Raw genomic sequence first — 24,168 nt, forward strand, 5'->3', positions numbered from 1 at the left:
TTTCTCCTTATATTTCAACTTTTATCTTATCCAAAGCTTCATAGCAGTCTGCTACCGCTTTCTCTGCATTCTCGTCCTGGGCAATAACAAACCCCATTCTGGCACCACTGCTATTAATCTCAGTTACTTCCTCACCAACACCATGGACAATGCTGATCTGCTTCACACCAGGAACATTCTCAGCTTCTTCCACACCATCGATGCTCTTAACAACACCAGCGTGCTGCTCAAAATAACGGATAGCAGAACCCTTATTCCACTTCGGCTCAATGTCCGGGTTCTCACCAAGCGCAATCTTAATACAGCATTCCACCATATTCACACCAGTGGACAGTGGAACAAGATGAGTCGTGATGCAATCACCACCAAGACGTGCTCCCAACTCTACAATCTTAGGACCTTCAGAAGTCACAATGATTTCTGTGTGGGATGGACCGTTCTTAATTCCGATTGCCTTATTAGCAGCAATAGCTACTTTTTTTATCCTCTCCGTAATTTCCCTACTATGCCTTGTAGGCTGGGAGTGTCCCATCTCGACGTAATGAGGTGCACCTGTGGTGAGTTTGTCTGTAATCTGTATTACATGACATTCTCCGATGATTGATAGGGTCTCCACACTGACCTCCGTACCGCTCATGTATTCTTCAACTACGACATCACCCACTCTGGAATATGGGTGACAATACTCATATGCTTCTATTATTGTTCTCTGATCATTTATATCTTGGACTTTATAAATTCCACAACTGCCCGAGCTATCGGCAGGCTTAACGATAAAAGGAACTGTGAAATTCTTGACTGCCTCCATATACTCTTCTTCATTAGCCACCTTATAGAACTTCGGAATAGGAACTCCTCCTGCCTGGAGGGCTTTTCTCATTTCAGCCTTGTTTGTCGCCTTGAGTGCAGTATCAGCATCAATTCCGACAAGCCCCATCTCCTTAGCAACTGCAGCAACAGATCTCATCGGCATGTCAGTGGCCAGAGTCAAAATTCCATCAATCTGATGATTCTTAGCCGCTTCCACAATGGCTGGTGTGTCTATAGTACTTATTACCTCTTTGACTACACCAGGCACCCCAAATCCAACTGCTTCAGGATTCATATCCACTGCAATCACATCAAGCCCCATTTCTTTAGCTTTTTCTATAGCAGGAAGCTGCAGAATGCTTGCTCCCAGAATCATAATCTTTTTACTCATTACAAACTCTCCTAATGCAGGAAGCGATATATTTCATATTCTCGACGCTATAGCGCTGATCACAGTAGATTGTCAGCATGTGTTCTTCGGTGTACTTTGAAACTTCGCAAACAGCTCTTTGCTTATCATTCAATGGCCAGATAATCGTGCCGAAGATGCCCATTGAGGCAAGTTTCCTTTGCACTTCATCTCTGTTCTCTATGAGAACTGCTACATATACATCTCCAAGGCCGGTCTTATCTTGAACAAAGGAGAATCCTTTCAGTTCTTCAATCAATACCTGGGCATTTCTTCTCCGCTTTTCGTTAACTTCACTCAAGTTAATCTGGCACGCTCTCTCATATGCATACTGTGACATCAACCCAGGAAGTTTCTCTTCATCGATCATGTCAGTAACGGTAGAGAAGATTTTCCGGTACTCAGTCTTTATCGATTCGTCACCGGATTGAAGGAACTCGTTTCTCATGCACTGGGCACGAAGCCTAACTTCAGAAAAGGTCAAATCTTCACTGTATTCTTTTTTCTTCAGTTCCCTATCCGTCCACATTAGTCCACCGTCTGGAATATCAATCCATTTACGGAGACTTGCCACTGTGAAATCTGACTTGAAAGTATACCGGCTATTCACCAGAAGATTGTGTGTCCTATCCTCGATGAAGATCAGATGGGGGTGTGAAGCTTTCAACTTTTCAAGTTCTGCGTCCTCAATCGTTTTATTACCGAAATAATCCATGTAGAGAAACAGGATAGTTTTATCTTCATTCGGTATTAAGGAATAAAGTGATTCTTGGTTAATGGAATAGTCTTTGTTGAGCTTGTAGTAATTAACCTCATGGCCATACATCTCAAAAGGAAGAATCATGGAATCACAGGCAAGGGACGGAATCAAAACAGCAGTCGGCTCGAATTCTCTCGCAACAACTTTCAGGACATCTCGACCTGATCTTAGACACATTGCCCCCATAAACTTCTCATGAGTTACCTTGCCTTTTGACTTCTCGTATAATTCTTTGTCAAGTACGGCGTCGTATTCATATCCGTATTCCTTTACCATCCCGTACTCCTCCACAAAGCTTTTACTGTTTTCTCAACCCAGCAACCAGCTTGTTTGCTTCTTCCTCATTGCTTGTATCTTTATATGTATTGTCATGTCTTAACACGACAGCGATTGTTTTGAAGAATATCTTCACATCAATCCAGAAAGTACAATTCCTGGCGTAATATGCGTCGTTCTTCATCTTCTCTTCGCCATCTGCGCTATTTCTGTAATATGCCTGGCTATAGCCGGTCAGGCCTGGTTTTACAGTCAGGAATACCTTGATATCCTCAGGATACTTATCCAGCCAATCAGGTGGATCGGGACGAGGCCCAATCAAACTCATTGTTCCATTCAAGAGATTCAAGAGCTGTGGCAATTCATCAATACTGGTGGCACGCATAAACTTACCAATCTTGGTCACACGAGGGTCGTCCTCTCCGTTATATGTAGAACCATCAGCCAAACGAATGTCTGGTGCGTTCAAATACATAGAACGGAACTTGTACATTTTGAACAGCTTCCCGTCTTTTCCAATTCGATTGGCATTGTAGAAAATAGGACCTTTATCCGTGAAATAGATAATTGGACCAAAGATAATCAACGCAATCAAAAAGAATGGAAAGCCACATAACCCAATAAGAAAATCGAGTATATTCTTTACTACCTTTCTATACACTTCGTATCCCCTTTTCTTTTACTTCAAATACTCCCCAACAACCTCTCTGTAATTCTCAATCACGTAATCTACGTCATCGTCCGAAAGTAGCGTATGTAGTGGGAGGGTTATGAGGTTCTCATAATACCCATACGCATTAGGGAAGTCCTTAATATCCCATCCAAGCTCCTTGTATGCAGTCATCATCGGGAGAGGTTTATAGTGAACATTGCAGTTCACACCACGCTCTGCGAGCTTTACTATTATTTCCCTACGCTCCCGATCTCCAATCCCAGGCACTCTACTTAAATAGAGATGGTTGGAACTTTGGAAGTTCTCGCCACTGTGGACGAGATGCTTCACTCCCATCTCATCACACATCGCATCATACTTCCCAACTATCTCCCCTCTTCTTTTCCACATACCGTCATACCGGTCTAGTTGACGGAGCCCAATCGCCGCCATAATGTCGGTCATGTTGCACTTATACCAAGGGCCGATGATGTCATATTCCCAAGCGCCGACCTGAGTCTTGGCAAGAGCATCTTTACTCTGGCCATGGAGGCTATATAGTTGGAATTGGTGGTAAATTTCCTCATTAGATACGGAAGGAATATTCCTCCACGTAGAGGCTCCACCTTCTGCGGTGGTAAAGTTCTTGACCGCGTGGAAAGAGAAGTCCGTGAAGTCGGCGATTGATCCTGCCATCTTTCCATTTCTAGATGCGCCGAGAGCATGAGCTGCATCGGAGAAAATAAGCACTCTGTTGAGTGCTTGTTGAATCCTCGCGCCGAGAGAATTACCCTCTTTCGCTCTAAAGAGTGCTCTCTTCTTTTCTACCACCTCATACAACTTCTCATAATCACAGATAATGCCACCCAGATCTACGGCGACTATCGCTTTCGTTTTTTCATTTATTTTTTCGGCGATGGCCTCATAGTCCATCTCAACACAGTCTTTTTGACTGTCCAAAAAAACCACTTTTGCTCCACAGTGGATGGCGGCAGACGCACTAGCTGTGTATGTATAGGCAGGGACGATGACCTCATCACCTTCACCTATACCGCATATTCTAAAATTCAATTCCTCCGCTGCTGTGGCAGAGTTCAGGCATACCACTTTAGAGGTATGGCAGTATTCAGCCAATCTCTTCTCAAGAGATTTAACTCTTGGTCCGGTTGTAATCCATCCGGAGCGGAGTGCTTCCGCTACTTCATTTATTTCCAGTTCTGAAATGTCCGGTGGACTAAACGGTATTACTCTTTTTTCCATCATTGTTCTCCCCCTTGACTTTTCTTGTCTGCTTTTTCCCTTTTCTTCTTTTATTCCAACCAACCACTCAACCTCATCCACACCATTCCACTTCCATCCATACCGCTCATCTCCCACACCGCCTTTTTCCCTCATCACCACCAATGAGGTAGTGTGGCGATGAAATTAAAAGAAGTTCCACCATTCTGTCCACCGATACCCAGAAGCCGAATTACCATTTCTGCACAGGTCGTCTGCGAATTCAAACACACTGCTTTATTTCCATGACAATATTCAGCGATCTGTCGCTCAAACTCTTTCGTTTTCAGTCCTGTAGTAATCCATCCTGACCGAATCACATCGAATACTCCTTGTACTTCCAGTCCCGTCATATCAGGCGGGGAAAATGAGATTTTTATTTCGATTGTCTTCACTTCAATCAACATCCATCAAAAGGATCGGGAAATCTTCCATATCTCTCAAAATGCTCTTTTACCCATGGTGCATTCATATCATTCTGAACAATGCTCTTTTCTATTACCTGTACACGAATCACTTCATTTGCAACAGAAATCTCCTTCACTACAAACTTTTTATTAAAATCCTCTTCTGTATTATGGATTGCCTTTCCATCACAGATAACTTCATATTTTCCCTGAATTAATTTTGCCTAATCACTCAAATACACTTCCATGTTTTTCCCTTCTATGGTTCTTCTGTTATACCTTTATAATCTTCTTTTCTAAAACACCAAAACCTGCGTAAAATCAAGGTTTTTCCTGGTTGTCTCTATTATGCCGCTATCTCCGATAAAGCTCATTGTTCCATTTGTTACACAAATCAAATTAGCAATTTCATCAAATTTCACCTTTCTGATAAACGCATCTATTTTGGTGATACGGTTATCATTTAATGTTGCAGTTCCACCGCCTATTTTATCTGCATTTTTTACCATTGATCTGAACTTATATATTTTAAAATGTTTATTATGATACCCTCCACGCTGTGCCCTTCTTTTTTATTTCATGTTCGCTATTTGTAGTGCCACTCTTCCTCACAATCTCCAACCCCGCCTCAATCTCCTGCACTCTCCCGAACATCTCCATCTCCAGCCATGCCTTCCGCTTATGCCGGTCTATCTTTCTGATATACCCTTCTTTTCCCACAAGCGGCCCCTTCGTCACGAGTATCTTCTCTCCCTCGATGATTCCCTCGGACATTTCAACAACCTGATCCTCACCGCCAAACCCAAGAAGAAACTGCTGTTCCTCCTCAGTAAGCGGTACGATCTCCCTGCCGGTACCGATCAGCTTCGTCAGCCCAATCACAGTTTTGAGTGATTCGTAGAGCTGTTCCATCTTTTCAGTTACGACAAAAACATATCCGGGGAAAAGGACTTTTTTCTGAATCGTCCATTCTCCCCGGATACGTTTTTTTTCTTCATAATATGGTATGAAGCAGTGTTCAAGCACTGCTTCTGATATGTTGCTTCGGCACTGAAGCCGGATGCTTTCCTCGGTGCCTGTACGCACCTGCATAACATACCACATATTCGCTATCCTCCGAATTTTGGGTATGCTTCGCCATTTCATCCGTCAAAAAACGCATGAACGGTATGATACGGTATGATCACCTTCACATACAAACGCGGCAAAGCGACGATTTGAACTGATCCGGATATTTTCCGATATTCTGCCTGATTATCACATCATGACACTCCGGCAGGCCCTATTCTAATACAGATAATCACTATTTTCAAGCCTAACTTTATTCCAACCAGAGTCATCTGGTCGAAAACAGGTCGAAAATTGTCGAATTTTTCTTCTTGCACCTGCCTTATTGGATCAATGGAGTCCGTGCTCCAGATCCGGGTGATAAGTAGGTACAATCTCTGCCACAATCTCTTTAATCCTTCCGGACTCACTGCGGCTTTCTTTATCAAGCAGCTGAAGCTTCTGTTTGAAGTCTTCGTCGTCCATCTCAATTGGTTTTCCAATAAAGATAAGCTTGTTTTCTGTCTCCTGCATGCCTTCTTCATCCATGAGAAGCTCTTCATACAGCTTTTCGCCTGGACGCAGTCCGGTATACTCGATCTTGATATCCTCATCCGGTACAAAACCGGACAGGCGGATCATATTTCTTGCAAGGTCATCGATCTTTACAGGCTCTCCCATGTCGAGGACAAAGATCTCCCCGCCATGAGCGTAATAAGCTGCCTGCAATACAAGAGATACGGCCTCAGGTATTGTCATGAAGTAACGGATAATCCGTTTGTCTGTCACTGTCACAGGGCCTCCCTCGGCGATCTGCTTCTTGAACAGCGGGATTACGCTTCCGTTGCTCCCGAGCACATTTCCAAAACGCACAGCGACAAAGTCTGTCTCCGACTGACGGTTCATCATCTGGACTACCATCTCGCAGAGACGTTTGGAGGCTCCCATTATATTGGTCGGGTTAACAGCCTTGTCTGTAGAGATAAGGACAAATTTTTTTACTCCCCATCTGGCCGCAGACTGCGCCACCTTGTAGGTTCCTTCCACATTATTCTTGATCGCCTCGTTCGGACTGTCTTCCATTAACGGCACATGTTTATGAGCCGCTGCATGGAAAATAATATCCGGACGGTATTTCTCGATCACACTGTCAACTCTTCTTGTATTTCTTACAGATCCGATCAGTGTAACCAGGTTCAAATGCGGATACTTTCTCTTTAATTCCTGCTGTATTGCGTAGGCATTGTTTTCATAAATATCAAAGATAATGAGTATCCTCGGCTCTGACCTTGCGATCTGACGGCAGAGTTCGCTTCCGATAGAACCGCCTCCGCCGGTTACCATGACTACTTTATTCTTCAAGGTATGAAGGATTTCCGAATTATTCACCTTTACCTGTGCACGTCCCAGCAGGTCCGTAATCTCCACATCACGCAGCTTTGTCACACTGACCTCGCCGCTTAAGATCTGATATGTACCTGGCACCGTCTGCATCTTGCATCCTGTGCTCTTACATATGTTCAGGATTGCCTTTCTGTTTTCTCCGGTTGTAGCAGGAATCGCATATACGATTCGGTTAATTTCATATTCTTTAACCTTTTCAATAATGTCATAGCGGTTTCCGACTATCGGAACTCCCTCGAGCATTCTCCCTTTTTTATTGGGATTGTCATCAATCACACAACATACCTTTACATGAAGACGGCTGTTCGTCTGCATCTCCTTAATCAGAGCCTGCCCTGCCTGGCCTGCGCCGATAATCATGACTCTGTCAAGCGCATTTGAATCATTTCCCGGTATCTTTCCGTTCAAATACGAACGGATCAGCCTGTAGGAAAATCTCAATCCCATTGTAAGAATAATACTGAATACATATCCCACAAAATAATAAGACTTGGGCATATGCAGATTCATAACCAGAATTCCTGCTCCGTACAGGAAAACCAGTATAATATACGCCTGTACAATTCGTTTCGCCTCATCCATTCCGGCGAAACGCCAGATACTGTGATAAAGACGAAGTCCGTAGAACACCACAATCGTTACAATTACCCAATAGGGCATAGACCAGCAATACCCTGCTATATATTCCCTTGGTATGCTTGAAAACACAAAATCAAACCGCAGCAGTAAAGCTGCCAGATAAGATGCGAGTATCGAAATCATATCCAGAAAAAGAAGTATGATTGCTCTTTTTATCCAGATATAATCTTTCTTTTCCCACTCTTCCCTCTCTTCCTTCATTGCTCCAAAATCCTTTTTCTCTAAGTATCTTAATTATTTACCGTACTCTTTGCTGCAGATGAGCTCTCACTGCTGTGTTTGCTCCAGTTTCGTCTGATGAAAATGATAATCCCTGCAATTCCTGCTGCCACTGCGGATACGATCGCCATCGTCTGATCTACATACATCACTTTACCCTCTCTTCTTTTGAATCACTGACCACTTAGTATCTGCTGCATTTTTGTGCTGATCTCAGCCACGGATTGTTCATCCGGCCACATCACGTACAGGAGCTGTGATCCTGATGAATAGCAGGCCTGGTTATCTCCTGTTCCAGTAGCGGCTGTCGATTCAATCTCCCAGCTTGCTCCGTCTGAAAGCTGCTGATTGATGAATTTTGCCATTTCCGTCCGTGTCATGTTTGTCTCAACGCTGTCACTCACACTGGTGATCAGCTCACTTGCATTCATAAGTATGGCAGGTGACATTGCTTTCTGGAGAATTCCTGTCAGCACCGCTTCCTGATTTTTGCCGCGCTGATTGTCTCCACTCGAAAAGCTGTAGCGCTCTCTTGAAAAGGCAAGTGCCTGCTCTCCGTTCAAAGTGTTGAGTCCCTGCTGGAATGAATATCCTCCTGTCTCAAATGCATACTCTGAGTAGACATCGACACCTCCGAGAGCATCCACAATCTTAATCAGAGAAGTGAAATTCACCCTCGCATAATAGGTAATATCTATTCCGTAAAGATTTTCCAGAGTCGACATAGATACGTCTACACCGTAAATACCGGCATGTGTCAGCTTATCCCTCTGCTCCCCGGAAACTCCAGGAATTGTGACATAATAGTCTCTTGGCGTTGTGGTCAGCAGAATTTTGTGAGTATTTGGATTCACCGTCATGATAATATTTACATCACTTCTGCTGTTTGTTGTAATCGGGCCGGAAACATCAATACCACTGATATAGATATTAAACGGCTCCTCTACAGACACATTGGTTTCTTCCTGTTCAATTTCAGTTTCTATTCCATACTGATACAGGATGCGAACCTGATCGGAATATCCTTCAATGCTCTCATCAATAATGCCTGTAAACGCTTCATTATAAATTGCCGCGCCTATCTCACCATCAAGAAGAGCCTGTGCTTCTTCCGTCACGTTCTCATATTCGGTCAGATCCAGTTCTTTACCAAGTACCTTTTGCAGATCTTCCAGCATCAGCTGGTTATTTTCCTGATCCTGAGTTGTCTGAATTCCAAAGTCATAGTTTGATGCAGCCAGAATATTTTCAGCATCATCATCAGCACGAACAACCACAACCATATTATCTGTTTTATATGTGGCGCCGCCGACATTCGAAAGCATCTCATTTGCCTGTATCATGTAGTAAATTCCAAATATCAGTGCAATATCCGCAAGTACGCTGATAATAATTCCGACAATATATAACCTGTTTTTTAGAAACTGTAAGGCGAACAGCACCCCGAAAAGTACAAAAAGTACAATTCCCAGAGCAGCCAGATATTTCCACGGCACAAGACCGCTTGTCCAGATTACAGCCAGCAGAACTGCTGACAGAGCCAGCTGAACAAGGAGAATCAGTTTGCCGGGGAGATTATTTCTGACAGACAGCAGTCCTGTCATTTTTTTCTCCTTTGTATGGCGATGAGTGCTGTGAGCTCCCGCACGCCTTCTTCTGCGAGAATGTCTGTGTGTACTCATTTTATCCGGTTCCTTTCTTCCGGGATATGCCTGATATTCAGGCGTATCTCTTAATTTCCGTAATCGCCGTAATATTTGCCATAATATTTACCGTAATACTTGTTCTGCTTCATATTGACTTTGTTAAGTACTACGCCCAAAATCGGACAGTCCGTCTTCTCCATCTGATCCTTGACCGTACGTACAAATTTATAGCTCACGGCATTGGCAGCTATGACAAGTACAGATGCATCGCAGACTTTAGCGATAACCGCTGCATCGATCACACTTCCAAGCGGAGGTGCGTCGATGATAACATAATCATAATTCTGTTTTGCGTCAGACACCAGTTTTTCAAACCGTTTTTTCCCCAGAAGCTCTGACGGATTGGGCGGCACAACACCGGCAAAGATCATATGCAGGCCGGCCTGCTGTGTCCTGCACATTACTGCGTCCAGATCCGCCTGACCGGACAGGAAATGACTCAGTCCTTTCACCTCATCCATAATTTTATGTCTTCCCATCAGAACGGATTTTCTCAGATCTGCATCGATCAGCAGCACTTTCTTTCCGCTTTCTGCAAGTGAAAAAGCCAGGCCAAGAGAGACTGTACTTTTTCCCTCATTGGGTGTACTGCTTGTAAGCACAATAGCCTTATTTTCATCACCGGAAAATTCAATATTCGTACGAAGTGTTTTGTATGCCTCATTGCTCCGGTAATCTTTTGCCATATTTTTTAACACAATATCCCGCATCTGACTTTCCTCCTACCGCTTCATCTTCCGCGCCATTTTTCGCGTAGTCCGACGTTTTGTTTTCTTAACTTTCTGCTCACCTTCCTGAATAGGAATAGAGGTCAATACATTCAGGCCGAGATAATTTTCCACATCATCAGGTGTCTTAATTGTATCATCCAGTATGAAAATCAAAACAAGAATACCTGCTGCAAGCACAATTCCAAGCAGACCGCCTATTGCAGTATTTCTCATCACAGACGGAGAGGACGGATTTTCGGGAAGATTTGCCATCTCAATTGTATTTACAGCGTCGATCTCCATAATATCCTCAATTGTAACGCTGGCCGCCTCGCGCACAGCATCCGCGATCTCACGTGCGAGTTCCGGATCCTCATTTTCCACCTGTATGGTAAGGATTCGGGTATTCTCAGTATTTGACGTTGTAATAGTTGAGCTGAGTTCTTCCGGAGTCATGTCAAGATTGAGTACTGAGATAACCTGTTCAAGTACTGTCCGGCTCTTAACAAGTTCCATGTAATCCTGCGTGAGCTGCGTACCTGTCTGAAGGTCACTAGTCGTAAGACCAGAATTGCCATCGCTTCTTGTCAGCATGTACATGCTGGTCGATGACGTATATTTGGGTGTGATAAGAAGCTGGGTGCCGCCAAATGCAACAAGCGCGGCAACGATGCCAGCCAAAATAATAATATAAGCCTTTCCCCACAGGAAACTCAACAGTTCCGTGAGATCTATTGTGATTTCATCGTTATCAAAATCATGTGCTGCTCTGTCCTGATTCATCTTTTCTCCTTCTCTTCAGCATGATTCTTGCATTGCTGAAGAATATCTTTTTCATATATTCTTCTCCGTATTTTTTCTTCACGTATTCTGCCGCTTTCCTCATGCGCGGAGGACGGCTTTTCGGACTGTGTGCGTCTGTACCGACACAGAACACCAGATCACGATCCATAAGCTGTCTGACGAACCGTTTGACTTTCCGGCCGTTTTCTCCTGTTATACTGTCTGCGTTGATCTGTATTCTTACTCCCATATCCTTCATATGCGCCGCATTTTCTATATCGTCGCACATACAGTGATACCGCTCAATATGAGCGAGAATCACTTCAAACCCCTTCATCTGTATCTGCTGAATCCCCTGGCAGATATACTCAAACGGATCCGCATGGGAAAACTCAACCAGCACAAACTGAGTCCGGTTCATCGTCAGAATCTTTTTGTCTCTGAGACGTTCCGGTACATCCTGCCCAAAATAGACCTCCGTTCCAAGATACACACGGAGGTCCTCACCGACTTTGGCTGCTTCCTCCCGGAGAAGTCTAAGCTGGCTCCGAAGTATTCTTGGGGGTTTATGGCCCCTTCGGGGATGATGATGGGGGGTGACGATTATGCGGCGTATGCCTTCATCATATGCTATCTGCAGCATCTGCCGCGCCTCTTCCATGCTCTGCGCCCCGTCATCAACTTCCGGGAGCGTATGACAATGTGTGTCTACATATCGTTCCATTCACACTCTCCTAAACTTTTCCGGGATATTTTTAGCTCTTTCGCGGCAGGTACTATATATGGTGCCTGCCGCTTCTTATAACACTATACGCCTGCATTTAATGTTTGTCAACATTTTTACCCCCCCCCCCGGTATATCGGGAATAATTCCCAATATTGGGGATTTCAGGCTATTATTCTACTGTAACGGACTTTGCCAGGTTTCTCGGCTTGTCCACATCAAGGCCTTTTGCCACGCTGACGTAATATCCCATCAGCTGAAGCGGTATAATCGCAAGGCTCGTTGCGAAATACTCTTCTGTCTTCGGCACATAAACGGAAAAGTCCGCTGTATCTTCTATATTATAATTGCCGTACGTTGTCAGCCCCATAAGGTAAGCGCCGCGGCTCTTGACTTCCACCATATTGCTCAGAGTCTTCTCGAAAAGATTTTTCTGAGTCAGAACACCGACAACCAGAATGCCGTCTTCGATGAGACTGATTGTTCCGTGTTTCAGCTCTCCGGCAGCATACGCTTCGGAATGAATATAGCTGATTTCTTTCATCTTGAGACTTCCCTCAAGGCTGATCGCGTAATCAATTCCGCGGCCGATGAAGAAGATGTCTTTTGCGTTCGCATATTTGCTTGCGAACCACTGAATTCTCTCCTTGTCGTCCAGCGTTTTCTGGATCTTGCCCGGCAGCGTCTGAATCTCCGCGATCAGATCAGTGTAACGCTTGTCATCGATCGTACCCTTTACTTTTGCCGCCTGTACGGCGAGCAGGTACGTCGCGATGAGCTGCGTGCTGTAAGCTTTTGTCGTCGCCACTGAGATTTCCGGTCCCGCGTATGTATACAGGATATAGTCACTCTCGCGTGCGATGCTTGAGCCCACTACGTTGACAATGCCAAGTACCGGTATGCCTCTCTCTTTCGCGAGTCTCAGTGCAGCAAGGCTGTCTGCAGTCTCGCCGGACTGTGAGATCACAATCACAATGGAATTCGGCACAAGGATCGGATTGCGGTAGCGGAACTCTGACGCAAGATCTACCTCAACCGGAATCCTCACCATGTCTTCCAGTACATATCTTGCCGCCATTCCGACATGATATGCGGAACCGCATGCCACGATATAGATGCGTTCCAGGTTTTTCAGAGTCTCATCTGTAAGTCCCACTTCTGTAAAGTCAATGGCGCCGTCTTTTACATAAGCGCCGACCGTATCCTGTACAGCCTTTGGCTGTTCGTGGATCTCCTTAAGCATGAAATGCTCGTATCCGCCCTTTTCCGCAGACTCGGCATCCCATTTGATCTCTACCATGTCTTTCTGGATCTCTTCACGGTCGATATTGTAAAAGTGTACTTCGTCCTTTGTAAGCTCTGCTACTTCAAGGTTTCCGATATAGTATACATTTCTCGTCTTGTCCAGGATCGCCGGAACATCGGATGCAATCAGGCAGCCTTTTTTGCTCTTTCCGATAATAAGCGGGCTGTCCTTGCGCGCTGCATAGAGTTTTCCCGGGCAGTCATGGAACATGATTCCAAACGCGTATGATCCTCTGATACGCAGCATGGCTCTTGTGAGCGCCTCCAGCGGAGTGCCTGTCTTCTTATAATAATAGTCGACCAGCTTGACCGCGATCTCCGTATCAGTCTGTGAATAAAACGTATAGCCTGATTTTAACAGCTTTTCTTTCAGTTCCTGATAGTTCTCAATAATACCATTGTGAACAAGCACCACTGTCTTGTCTTCTGTACAGTGAGGATGTGCGTTGTTCTCCGACGGTTCTCCGTGAGTCGCCCAGCGAGTATGTCCGATTCCGCATGTTCCGCGCACTGCATGGCCGTTATCTGTCTTTTCCGCAAGAATCTTCAGACGGCCTTTCGCCTTTACGATCGATATTTTATCATTCTTGTCGTTGCGCACGGCGATTCCCGCAGAGTCATACCCTCTGTACTCCAGTCTGGAAAGACCCTCCAGAAGAATCGGAGCCGCCTGCTCTTCACCTACATATCCTACAATTCCACACATATTTTATACTCCTTTTTGGATGCTTGGCGCTTTCCGCGCCCTTTCTGGTCTTTTTGTCTCTGCATAAAAAAGGTAATAAAATCTTTCTGACTGACTACGAAAAATCTCATTACCTCATACAAACACCATCTTTTCCTTGATTACAGAAACAACATAAGTCCCCAGGTTCCGTGGATTATCATATCATCTGCACTGATACTCTGTCAAGAAATAACCCTTACTTTTTCATTCTCGGCTCAAACACAAACGACGCGATGTAGCCGAAAATCAGAGCGGCCGAAATACCCACGGCGCTGGCGGTAAATCCGCCCATAAAAGCTCCGATAAACCCGTATTTGTCCACCGCCTCTTTCACCCCCTGCCAGAGAACATTTCCAAACCCCAGAAGCGGTACACTGGCCCCTGATCCCGCGAACTTCTGAAACGGTTCATAAATGCCGAGAAATCCAAGCACAGATCCTGTACACACAAGCAGCACCATCACTCTGCCCGGCATCAGTTTTGTCCGGTCCAGAAGGATCTGCACCGCTGCGCAGATCAGGCCTCCCACTACAAATGCTGTAAGATATTCCATAGCAACTTTCCTCCTGTAATTATGTCCTTTCTTTTGTCTTTCCTGACACAATATGCTGTTACGCCGCACCCGCGCAGTGCTCAATCACAATTCCATGCGCAATCCCCGGCACGCTGGCTCCTTCATTATAACTGACAGTGGACATAAGCGCCCCCGTCGGCACAAAAAGGACCCGCTTCCACTCCCCTTTCTCGACTTTCGGCAGGATAAAGGACGCAAGCGTAACCGCCGCACAGCCGCAGCCGCTTCCTCCCGCATGGGTATCCTGTGTCTCGCGGTCAAACACAGTCAGTCCGCAGTCCAAATGACGCTTCCGTATGTCATATCCCTTTCCCCTGGCCAGATCGTACAGAATCGACTGTCCGATCAGTCCGAGATCCCCGGTAATGATCCGGTCATAGTCCTCCTCTGACCGACCCATATCAAGAAAATTCTGCACAATCGTGTCCGTCGCCGCAGGCGCCATGCACGCCCCCATGTTCTGGGAGTCTTTCAGTCCGTAATCTACAATCTTCCCGACAGTCACTCCTGTGATTCTCACATGACTCATACGGGCGGTATTTTCCTCTCCTGCCCCCGTCGTTTCCGCCGTATCCGCTCTGTGCACAATGAACGCCCCACTGCCCGTCACTGTCCACTGAGCTGACAGAGGCCGCTGGTTCGCATATCCCAGCGGAAACCGGAATTCCTTTTCCGCGCTTCCGAAATGGCTGGACGTTACCGCCAGCATATACTCCCCGTACCCGGCCGCAGCGCTCATTGCCGCCAGCGCCAGAGCCTCTCCCGATGTGGAACACGCACCGTAGAGCCCGAACATGGGAATATGCAGCGATTCTGCGCCCATGGAAGTGGCGATTCCCTGTCTGAGCAGATCTCCGCCGAACAGATATCTGATCTGACTGTCCTTTATACGTGCCTTTCCCACTGCCAGCACACAGGCATCTTTCTGCATCGTGCTCTCTGCTTCCTCCCACGTCTCCGCCCCAAACAGATTGTCTTCCCCTGCCACATCAAACAGCTTTCCCAGCGGCCCCTCTGCTTCTTTGCTCCCGACTACAGATGCCGCACTCACAATAAACGGCGCATTTTCAAAAAAAATACTTTGTTTCCCACTGGTCTGGTTCATATGCTTCTGCCTCTTTCTTTCCTTTTTCACTGAAGCGGCATTTCTGCCGCGCTCTGTTGTCATTACAGGAAGCATTATTTTCACTTTTCGCGGGAAATATGTACGAAGCAGAAAAATCCCGAATATTTTTATTCGGAACGGCAGATACTGAATCTGAGCAAAAACAGAATTAACAAAAGCAAATGGAACAAAAAAACAGATCGGACAGAAAGGCCGCCTCTGACAGCACGCCCCGGAAGGCGGCGGAAAGGGAGAACAGGAGAATAATATATGGACAAAATACAGAAATTAAAACAGGAAAAGGAATATGAACAATATGTAAAACAGAAAACACCCCGGCACAATGTGTGGCTTGACATGATTCGCGCATTTGTCACCGGCGGGTCAATCTGTCTGATCGGGCAGGTGATTTATCACTACTGCCAGATCAGACAGCTCAGTTCTGACGACTGCAGCAGCTGGACTTCACTGATTCTTGTACTCTTAAGCGTCATTCTGACCGGAACAGGCATCTATCCGCGCATCGCGAAGTGGGGCGGCGCAGGGGCGCTTGTCCCGATCACAGGCTTTGCGAACTCTGTCGCTGCCCCCGCCATCGAATACAAGAAGGAAGGACAGGTCTTCGGCATCGGCTGCAAGATCTTCACCATCGCCGGCCCTGTCATTCTTTACGGCATTTTTACAAGCTGGACGCTCGGCCTTGTATACTGGCTTTGGAGCGCTGTCTCATAAATCCCCAGACTTATGAACGTCGCCTGAACAAAATCAGGGGGCCAAAAAGCCCCCTCATTCTAAACATCCTGATCGCACTCCGGCATTCTTCCGTAGAGTTTCGTCACCCTGGCGATCTCTCTGACCGTCTCTTTATCAAATTCCTTCTTCTTCATACGCCACACCCAGTTGCCGCCCAGCGTGGACGGAATGTTGATGCGCGCCTCGCTTCCCAGACCGAGATAGTCCTGCATGGGAATGACACAGAGATCTGCCACGCTGCTCATGGCCATGGCGATAAAGTCCCCCGCCAGCGTGTCTTCGTCAAGGCGCGGCTTGCACATATATTCTTTCGCAAAATCTCGGGCAGGTTTTCCGACCTCATGATACCATCCTCTCGTCGTATCGTTATCATGCGTTCCCGTATATACAACACAGTTTGTCGGATACGTGTGCGGCAGATAGTTTGCGGACTCTCTGGAATCAAAGGCAAACTGGAGCACCTTCATTCCCGGAAAACCGCTGTCTTTCAACAATTTCAGGACACTCGGAGTTAAGAATCCCAGGTCTTCGGCGATGATCTCCGGGCGTCCGAGTTTCGCTTCAACCGCACGGAAAAGCTCCATCCCCGGTCCCGGCATCCATTTGCCGTTCACCGCGGTCTCCTCCCCGTAAGGAATCGAGTAGTACTCGTCAAACCCGCGGAAATGATCGATACGCACAACGTCATAGAGACGGAAGCAGTATTCGATTCTGCGGATCCACCATTCGTAGCCTGTCTTTTTATGGTATTCCCAGTCATAGAGCGGATTGCCCCAGAGCTGTCCTGTTGCAGAAAACGCATCCGGCGGGCATCCCGCCACACCTGTGGGTTCGTTGTTCTCATCAAACTGGAACAGCTCCGGCGCCGCCCATGTATCCGCACTGTCAAACGCTACATAGATCGGGATATCTCCGATGATTCTGACGCCCTGCTTATTCGCATATGCGTGAAGTTTTTTCCACTGGCGGTCAAACTCATACTGCTGGAAGCGGTAAAAGCCGATGGCGTCTGCAAGCTCTCTGCGCGCCTGCTCAAGGGCGGCCTCTTCCCTGTTCTTAAGCGGCGCCTCCCACTCATTCCAGCTCACGCCGCCGTTTTTGTCCTTGATCGCCATGTAAAGGCTGTAATCTTCCAGCCAGAATGCATTTTCTGTGACAAATGCCTCATATTCCTCATCCGGCTTAAAGCGCTCGTACGCTTTTCTGAGCACTTTGAATCTTGCCTTATAGATTTTTTCGTAATCGATACAGTCCTCCCGGTCTCCGAAATCATATGCCTTACATTCTTTCTTCGTAAGAAGCCCCTCGCGGATCAGCGTCTTCAGATCGATAAAGTATGGATTTCCGGCATATGTGGAGAAAGACTGGTACGGGGAATCCCCGTAGCCAGTCGGTCCAAGCGGCAGGATCTGCCAGTAGCTCTGCCCTGCTTCCTTCAGCATATCCACGAATTTGTAAGCTTCTTTTGAAAAGCATCCGATCCCGTATTTTGAGGGAAGGGAGAATACCGGTAATAAGATTCCGCTTGCTCTTTTCATTTCTTTCCTCCTATAAATGCCAGATGTCTCTGTTGTACTCTTCGATCGTTCTGTCTGATGAGAAGAATCCTGCTTTTGCGATATTAACAAGTGCCATCTTCGCCCATACTTTCCTGTCCGCGTAAGCGGCAAGCGCTTTCTCCTTTGTCTCCTTGTAGGAGTCAAAGTCAAGCAGTGTCATGAACCAGTCTTTGCCGATCAGCTCTTTCTGAAGACGTGCCAGATTCTCCTCGCAGCCGATCGCAAGCATCTCGTCGCTTGTGATAAAGTCTACCGCCGCCTTGATCGCCTCGTTCTCCTCGTAGTAGTCTTTCGCCACATAGTCAGCCTTCGCGTAGTGCTCGATGACCTCGCTGCTGGAAGCGCCGAACACGAAAATGTTGTCGTCGCCTACCGCCTCGTGAATCTCCACGTTCGCCCCGTCTTCTGTGCCAAGCGTCACAGCGCCGTTTAACATGAATTTCATGTTTCCTGTTCCGCTCGCCTCTTTGGATGCAAGGGAGATCTGCTCAGAGATATCGCATGCCGGGATCAGCTTGCCGGCCTTTGTCACGTTATAGTTTTCCACCATCACAACACGGAGATATTTGTTCACTTCCGGGTCGTTATTAATCAGCTCCTGCAGACAGAGGATCAGGTGAATAATATCTTTTGCGATCACATATGCCGGAGCCGCCTTCGCGCCGAAGATCGCTGTCACCGGGGCAGACGGGATTTTGCCCGCCTTGATCTCCAGATACTTATCGATAATGTAGAGCGCGTTGAGCTGCTGGCGCTTGTACTCGTGAAGACGCTTTACCTGGATATCAAAGATCGTATCCGGGCTTATTTCGATTCCCTGTGTTGCTTTCAGGTAAGTACACAGATCTTTCTTGTTCTCATATTTGATTGCAAGAAGTTCATTTAAAACCTTCTCGTCGTCTTTGTACTTCAGAAGCTTTTCAAGCTCTGCAGCGTCTTTTTTGTACCCCTCGCCGATTGTTCTGTCGAGGAATGCGCTCAGGCGCGGATTGCAGTGAATAAGCCAGCGGCGGAATGTGATTCCGTTTGTCTTGTTGTTGAACTTCTCCGGATAGATTCTGTAGAAGTTGTTCAGCTCAGAGTCTTTTAAGATCTCTGTGTGCAGAGCCGCCACACCGTTTACGCTGAATCCGTAGTGGATATCAATATGCGCCATATGAACCGTGTCATTCCGGTCAATAATGGCCACGCTTTCGTCCTCGTACTTCCTTCTCACTTTGTCATCCAGCACTTCGATAATCGGAACGAGCTGGGGAACTACTTTCTTTAAGTAATCCACCGGCCACTTCTCCAGAGCTTCCGCGAGGATCGTATGGTTTGTGTACGCGCATGTGCGGGATACCACATCAATCGCGTCGTCCATGTCCATTCCTCTCTCCATGAGAAGACGGATCAGTTCCGGGATCACCATCGTCGGATGCGTGTCGTTGATCTGGATCACCGCATAGTCAGGAAGGTCGTACAGAGTGCAGCCTTTCGCCGTACACTCGTCAAGAATAAGCTGTGCGCCGCTGCTGACCATGAAATACTGCTGATAGATACGGAGCAGTCTTCCCTGCTCATCGCTGTCATCCGGATAGAGGAAGAGTGTCAGGTTCTTCTCGATATCTTCCTTATTAAAATCAATTCCGTCTTCAACAATCGTCTCATCGACAGAATCGAGATCAAAAAGATGAAGTTTGTTTGTCTTGTTATTATAGCCGGTCACTTCGATGTCATACATTCTTGCGCTGACATTGAGCCCTTTAAAGCTTACCGGATATGTCACGTCTGTTTTTTTCAGCCAGGATTTTTCTTCAATCCACGGGTTTGGAGTCTCTTTCTGAAGGTGATCCTCAAACTCCTGTTTAAAAAGACCGAGGTGATAGTTCAGGCCAATTCCGTCTCCGGCAAGGCCCAGTGTGGCGATGGAGTCCAGAAAGCACGCCGCAAGACGTCCCAGACCGCCGTTTCCAAGCGACGGCTCCGGCTCGGCCTCCTCGATCTCACAGATATCCTTTCCATTTTTCTCAAGCATCTCTTTTACTTCCTCATAGATGCCGAGGTTGATCATGTTGTTGGACAGAAGTTTTCCGATCAGGAACTCTGCCGAAATATAATAAAGCTTTTTCCTGCTGTCTGTGCGCTCCTTCTCTGCCGCCATCTCCTGTACTACAGACAGAAGCGCACCGTAAATTTCTTTGTCTGACGCTGCCGCGACTGTTTTTCCAAGATATGCTTCCACTTTTTCCTGAATGTTCATGGTAAATCTCCTTTCACATTACTGCATTCGTGTTTTGTTTCTGTCCGCCGCTCTTTTTCCGGAATGCGGACTTCAGCATCTGATATTCATTTTAATATGCTTTTGTGCGGATTTCTTGCAATATACTTCCCTTTTATTGTACAATACTATCATAATTTTTATACCGAAAGACTCATATGACAGCGAAGGAGGAACTCCGGCATATGAATATCAGCGAATATCAGAACTACCACGAGACAAAATCCCACACGGCAGCGGATTTCCCGTATAACACGTATATCTGCTCGATCCCGGCAGATTTTCCTTCCGTGCCCCTGCACTGGCACTCCGAACTGGAGCTCATCGTCATTAAGAAAGGCCGGGGGATCGTTTCCGTCGATCTGCAGAAACAGGAAGTCGCCTCCGGAGACATCGCACTCATCCGCCCGGGCCGGCTTCATTCCATTGAGCGTGACGGCGGGCACACAATGGAGTACGAAAATATCATACTCAAACCCGAGCTTCTCATTTCCGGGGAGAATGACCTGTGCGCGGTCCGGTTTATCAATCCGCTCATGGAAGGCGCCATCCCCTCTGAAACTTTCCTTACTCCCGCACTCTCTTTCTACAGGGAAGCCGCGGAATACATCCGTCAGATCGACCTTCTCTGCGGCACGCAGCCCGAGGGATATCAGCTTGCAGTGAAAGGGCTTTTATTTCAGTTCTTTTTCCTGCTCATCACTAACCGCCGGGAAAAGGAAAAAGAGACCTCTTCCGCAGCGCAGACGAGATCTCTCGAAAAGATGAAAACGATTCTGAAATATGTGGAGGAGCACTACGCCGACCATGTCACCATCGACGATATGGCTGAAATCACATGCTACAGCAAATCGCATTTTATGAAGTTCTTTAAGTCCCACATGGGAACCGGATTTATCGACTATCTCAACGACTACCGGCTGACCATGGCAGAACGGATGCTTATGTCCTCCGACGCCCCTGTCCTGGAAGTCGCCCAGGCAAGCGGGTTTGACAACCTCTCCTACTTTAACCGGATGTTCAAACGGAAGTACGGACAGGCGCCGGGAGTGCGAAGGAAGCGCCCCTTTTCCGCATAAACCTATACCGCATACGCACCGGATTCACGCGATTTTCAATAATCAGGATTCGCTCTTATTTCCCGAATCCGCAGTTCGGATATGTGCATACGTCACAGTTCAGGCACAGGCCGCCTTCGCCGAGTACGTGAAAGTCGTTCTCGCTCAGCCTCTCTCCTGCCACAACTCTTGGCAGAACAAGATCGAAGATCGTGCGCTTTGCGTACATAACGCACCCCGGCAGTCCCATAACCGGGATCTCTCCCGCATACGCCAGCATGAACATGGCCCCCGGCAGAACCGGCGCCCCGTAGGTCACAACCGTGTCCGTTGCGTTCCGGATGGCAAGCGGTGTCCGGTCATCCGGGTCCACGCTCATGCCTCCGGTACAGACGATCATCTGCGCTCCTCTGTCAATCCACTCACGGATCGCTTCAGTCACCATCTCCGGCTTGTCGTCGCAGACCGTATTTCCCATTACTTCCACACCGAGCTCTTCCAGTTTCCCTTTCACAACAGGGGTGAAGCTGTCCTTGATCCTTCCGTGGAACACTTCACTTCCCGTTGTCACGATTCCAGCTTTCAGCGCGCGGAAGGGCAGAATCTTGAATACCGGCTCATCCCCGCAGATCTCCTTGACGCGGTTCATCTTCTCCTCCTCGATAACGAGGGGCACCACACGCATCCCCACGATCTTGTCGTCCTTCTTCACCGGGAAATTGCCATGTCTTGAAGCGAGCACCATCTGTCCCATCGCGTTTACCGCATTGAGCTTCTCCCGGTCGATTTTCAGCAGTCCGTCCGTTTCGGCAGTCAGCTCGATCTTTCCCTCTTTCGGCTCGGAAGCTTTCATATACTCTCCCTGGCACACCTGTCTTAAGATCTCTGCCGCCTCATTCTCATGAAGCATCCCTTCTTCTTTCTCCCACACATAGAGATGCTCTTTTCCAACCGAAAGAAGCACCGGAATATCTTCCTCCGTCACCACATGTCCTTTACGGAACACCGCGTCTTTCACCACACCCGGGATAATCTGCGTAATATCATGGCAAAGCACGCTGCCTGCCGCATCTTCTGTTCTGATCAGTTTCATTTTATCTCCTCCAGTTCCTTCATCCAAATATCCGCACATGCATCGCTCGGCATTCTCCAGTCCCCCCGCGGCGAGAGCGCCACCGTTCCGATCTTCGGCCCGTCCGGAAGACAGGAACGCTTAAACTGCTGGGAGAAAAACCTCCTGCAGAATGTCTTCAGCCATTTTAGTATCGTTTCCCTGTCATATTCCCCGTCAAATGTCGCCAGTGCCAGACGGAAGATTTTCGCCGGGCTGTAGCCGAAACGGATCATATAGTACAGGAAGAAGTCGTGCAGCTCATAAGGCCCTACCAGATCTTCTGTCTTCTGCGCGATATCGCCGTCCTTCGGCGGAAGCAGCTCCGGACTCACCGGCGTGTCGAGCACATCGTAGAGCACGTTCTTAAGCTTTTCATCTTCGGTCTCATCCGCCGCGTATTTGACAAGATGGCGCACAAGCGTCTTCGGCACAGAAGCGTTCACGCCGTACATGGACATATGATCTCCGTTGTAGGTCGCCCACCCAAGCGCCAGTTCCGACATATCCCCGGTTCCGATCACCATGCCGCCGGTCCGGTTCGCAATGTCCATCAGAACCTGCGTCCGTTCTCTCGCCTGCGCGTTTTCATAAGTAACATCATGATTTTCCGGATCCTGTCCGATGTCCCGGAAATGAATATTCACCGCGTCCGCGATGGGCACTTCTTTTAATGTTGCCCCGGTTTTCCGCGCCATGTCGCAGGCATTTCTGTATGTCCGGTCCGTTGTACCGAAACACGGCATCGTAACAGCGATGATATCTTTCTTGTCTCTCCCGAGCATGTCAAACGCCCGCGCAGTCACGAGCAGGGCAAGCGTGGAGTCAAGACCGCCGGAGATTCCCACCACCGCAGTCCGGGCGTGGGTATGGGCCAGCCGCTTTTTAAGGCCCATGGCCTGAATCGTAAGAATCTCCTCGCAGCGTTCCTCCCGGACTCTCTCGTCCGAAGGAACGAACGGCTTCTTCGGAAATGTTCTTGACAGTTCCGTCTCTTCTTTTTCCACGGAGAACGGCACCCGGATCAGCCTTCTCTCCTGCGCCGCCTTAAATGTCGTGTTCTTTCTCCGCTCACTTATGATTCTCTGCAGATCAAACTCGGAATAGATAATCCCGTTGTGATACCGTCTGGACTGAGCGAGAACTGCGCCGTTTTCAGCGATGATATTGTGTCCGCCGAACACCACATCCGTAGTCGACTCGCCCTCGCCCGCATTGGCGTACACATATCCCGCGATCAGCCGCGCCGACTGGCCCGCGATCAGTTCTCTTCTGTAGGTATCCTTTCCGATCGTTTCATCGCTGGCCGAACAGTTTACGATCACAGTCGCACCTTCAAGCGCCGCCTGAATGCTGGGCGGCACCGGAGACCACACATCCTCGCAGATCTCCGCCGATACAACCAGTTCTTCCATATCCGTGTCAGCGAAAAGGATCTGAGGACCAAAAGGCACCTGCTGTCCCTCAAAAATAAGATACCGTGCCTGATCCGGTCCCGGTGTGAACTGGCGCATCTCGTAAAACTCACCGTAGTTTGGAAGGAATGTCTTCGTCGTAAGTCCGATCACACTGCCCCGGTTCAGCGCCGCCGCCGCATTGTACAGCTTTCCGTACACACTGAGCGGCACTCCCACAAACACGAGAATATCCCTGTCTTTCGTGTATTCCGCGATCTGGAGCAGCGCTTTCTTTGCTTCGCGCAGGAGAATATCCTGCGTAAAAAGATCTCCGCACGTATATCCTGTCACGCACAGCTCCGGAAACGCGATAATCTTTGCTCCGTGATCACAGGCTTCTCCGATCGCTTCACAGATCTTCCCTGTATTGTATTCCACATCCGCCACCCGGATATCCGGCGTCGCGGCTGCCACTCTGACAAAGCCGTCTTTCAT

Annotated in this window: 22 protein-coding genes; 2 read left to right on the top strand and 20 right to left on the bottom strand. The window is 47.7% G+C overall.

Annotated features, from left to right (window positions below):
• Positions 1-7 precede the first annotated feature (7 nt).
• From LKD70_RS12350 to LKD70_RS12425, 16 genes are all read right to left on the bottom strand, one after another.
• On the bottom strand, positions 8-1,201 hold the full coding sequence (locus tag LKD70_RS12350; RefSeq protein ID WP_227708279.1) for an ATP-grasp domain-containing protein: 1,194 nt from the start codon (positions 1,199-1,201) through the stop codon (positions 8-10).
• On the bottom strand, positions 1,194-2,255 hold the full coding sequence (locus LKD70_RS12355) for an aspartate aminotransferase family protein (protein WP_227708280.1): 1,062 nt from the start codon (positions 2,253-2,255) through the stop codon (positions 1,194-1,196). The genes LKD70_RS12350 and LKD70_RS12355 overlap by 8 nt, the downstream gene beginning before the upstream one ends.
• A gap of 22 nt (positions 2,256-2,277) precedes the next feature.
• On the bottom strand, positions 2,278-2,916 hold the full coding sequence (locus LKD70_RS12360) for a sugar transferase (protein ID WP_227708281.1): 639 nt from the start codon (positions 2,914-2,916) through the stop codon (positions 2,278-2,280).
• An 18-nt stretch (positions 2,917-2,934) separates the two neighbouring features.
• Complete coding sequence (locus LKD70_RS12365; protein ID WP_407690966.1) at positions 2,935-4,302, bottom strand: DegT/DnrJ/EryC1/StrS family aminotransferase; 1,368 nt, start codon at positions 4,300-4,302, stop codon at positions 2,935-2,937.
• On the bottom strand, positions 4,302-4,580 hold the full coding sequence (locus tag LKD70_RS12370; RefSeq protein WP_407690967.1) for a DegT/DnrJ/EryC1/StrS family aminotransferase: 279 nt from the start codon (positions 4,578-4,580) through the stop codon (positions 4,302-4,304). The genes LKD70_RS12365 and LKD70_RS12370 overlap by 1 nt, the downstream gene beginning before the upstream one ends.
• A 308-nt stretch (positions 4,581-4,888) precedes the next feature.
• A complete protein-coding gene (locus LKD70_RS12375) occupies positions 4,889-5,101 on the bottom strand; it encodes a sugar transferase (RefSeq protein WP_265104839.1) in 213 nt (70 codons plus the stop codon).
• 31 nt (positions 5,102-5,132) lie between these two features.
• Positions 5,133-5,696: an antiterminator LoaP gene (gene loaP, locus LKD70_RS12380; protein WP_227708282.1), complete on the bottom strand. Its 564-nt coding sequence runs from the start codon at positions 5,694-5,696 to the stop codon at positions 5,133-5,135.
• Between the two features lie 294 nt (positions 5,697-5,990).
• Complete coding sequence (locus LKD70_RS12385; RefSeq protein WP_227708283.1) at positions 5,991-7,883, bottom strand: polysaccharide biosynthesis protein; 1,893 nt, start codon at positions 7,881-7,883, stop codon at positions 5,991-5,993.
• A 29-nt stretch (positions 7,884-7,912) separates the two neighbouring features.
• The gene (locus LKD70_RS12390; RefSeq protein WP_227708284.1) at positions 7,913-8,050 is read right to left on the bottom strand and encodes a hypothetical protein; all 138 of its coding nucleotides are present in this window, start codon (positions 8,048-8,050) and stop codon (positions 7,913-7,915) included.
• A gap of 24 nt (positions 8,051-8,074) precedes the next feature.
• Positions 8,075-9,505: an LCP family protein gene (locus LKD70_RS12395; protein WP_227708285.1), complete on the bottom strand. Its 1,431-nt coding sequence runs from the start codon at positions 9,503-9,505 to the stop codon at positions 8,075-8,077.
• A 128-nt stretch (positions 9,506-9,633) separates the two neighbouring features.
• Complete coding sequence (locus LKD70_RS12400) at positions 9,634-10,317, bottom strand: CpsD/CapB family tyrosine-protein kinase (RefSeq protein WP_227708286.1); 684 nt, start codon at positions 10,315-10,317, stop codon at positions 9,634-9,636.
• 12 nt (positions 10,318-10,329) lie between these two features.
• Positions 10,330-11,100: a YveK family protein gene (locus LKD70_RS12405; protein ID WP_227708287.1), complete on the bottom strand. Its 771-nt coding sequence runs from the start codon at positions 11,098-11,100 to the stop codon at positions 10,330-10,332.
• Positions 11,075-11,824: a CpsB/CapC family capsule biosynthesis tyrosine phosphatase gene (locus tag LKD70_RS12410; RefSeq protein ID WP_227708288.1), complete on the bottom strand. Its 750-nt coding sequence runs from the start codon at positions 11,822-11,824 to the stop codon at positions 11,075-11,077. The genes LKD70_RS12405 and LKD70_RS12410 overlap by 26 nt, the downstream gene beginning before the upstream one ends.
• A 172-nt stretch (positions 11,825-11,996) precedes the next feature.
• Positions 11,997-13,835 carry a glutamine--fructose-6-phosphate transaminase (isomerizing) gene (gene glmS, locus LKD70_RS12415; RefSeq protein ID WP_227708289.1) on the bottom strand — a complete coding sequence of 613 codons (1,839 nt, stop codon included), beginning with the start codon at positions 13,833-13,835 and terminating at the stop codon, positions 11,997-11,999.
• 217 nt (positions 13,836-14,052) lie between these two features.
• A complete protein-coding gene (locus LKD70_RS12420; RefSeq protein WP_227708290.1) occupies positions 14,053-14,409 on the bottom strand; it encodes a SpoVA/SpoVAEb family sporulation membrane protein in 357 nt (118 codons plus the stop codon).
• Between the two features lie 58 nt (positions 14,410-14,467).
• Positions 14,468-15,535, bottom strand: a complete 1,068-nt coding sequence (locus tag LKD70_RS12425; protein ID WP_227708291.1) for a stage V sporulation protein AD — start codon at positions 15,533-15,535, stop codon at positions 14,468-14,470.
• A 270-nt stretch (positions 15,536-15,805) separates the two neighbouring features.
• Here LKD70_RS12425 and spoVAC point away from each other — a divergent pair, with 270 nt between their 5' ends.
• The gene (gene spoVAC / locus LKD70_RS12430; protein ID WP_227708292.1) at positions 15,806-16,267 is read left to right on the top strand and encodes a stage V sporulation protein AC; all 462 of its coding nucleotides are present in this window, start codon (positions 15,806-15,808) and stop codon (positions 16,265-16,267) included.
• A 59-nt stretch (positions 16,268-16,326) separates the two neighbouring features.
• Here spoVAC and malQ read toward each other — a convergent pair whose 3' ends face one another.
• Complete coding sequence (malQ, locus tag LKD70_RS12435; RefSeq protein ID WP_227708293.1) at positions 16,327-17,826, bottom strand: 4-alpha-glucanotransferase; 1,500 nt, start codon at positions 17,824-17,826, stop codon at positions 16,327-16,329.
• Between the two features lie 10 nt (positions 17,827-17,836).
• Positions 17,837-20,089, bottom strand: a complete 2,253-nt coding sequence (locus tag LKD70_RS12440; protein WP_227708294.1) for a glycogen/starch/alpha-glucan phosphorylase — start codon at positions 20,087-20,089, stop codon at positions 17,837-17,839.
• Between the two features lie 203 nt (positions 20,090-20,292).
• On the opposite strand from LKD70_RS12440, the gene LKD70_RS12445 reads away from it, so the two are divergent.
• Complete coding sequence (locus LKD70_RS12445; RefSeq protein ID WP_227708295.1) at positions 20,293-21,186, top strand: AraC family transcriptional regulator; 894 nt, start codon at positions 20,293-20,295, stop codon at positions 21,184-21,186.
• 55 nt (positions 21,187-21,241) lie between these two features.
• On the opposite strand, the gene LKD70_RS12450 is transcribed toward LKD70_RS12445, so the two are convergent.
• Both LKD70_RS12450 and LKD70_RS12455 read right to left on the bottom strand, forming a co-directional pair.
• Entirely contained in the window at positions 21,242-22,258 is a 1,017-nt protein-coding gene (locus tag LKD70_RS12450) for a molybdopterin-binding protein (RefSeq protein WP_227708296.1), read from the bottom strand.
• Positions 22,255-24,168 (bottom strand): NAD(+) synthase, encoded by a 1,914-nt coding sequence (locus LKD70_RS12455; RefSeq protein ID WP_227708297.1) that lies wholly within the window; start codon positions 24,166-24,168, stop codon positions 22,255-22,257. The genes LKD70_RS12450 and LKD70_RS12455 overlap by 4 nt, the downstream gene beginning before the upstream one ends.

It is taken from the genome of Ruminococcus turbiniformis (genome assembly GCF_020687545.1).
Taxonomy (GTDB): domain Bacteria; phylum Bacillota; class Clostridia; order Lachnospirales; family Lachnospiraceae; genus Mediterraneibacter; species Mediterraneibacter turbiniformis.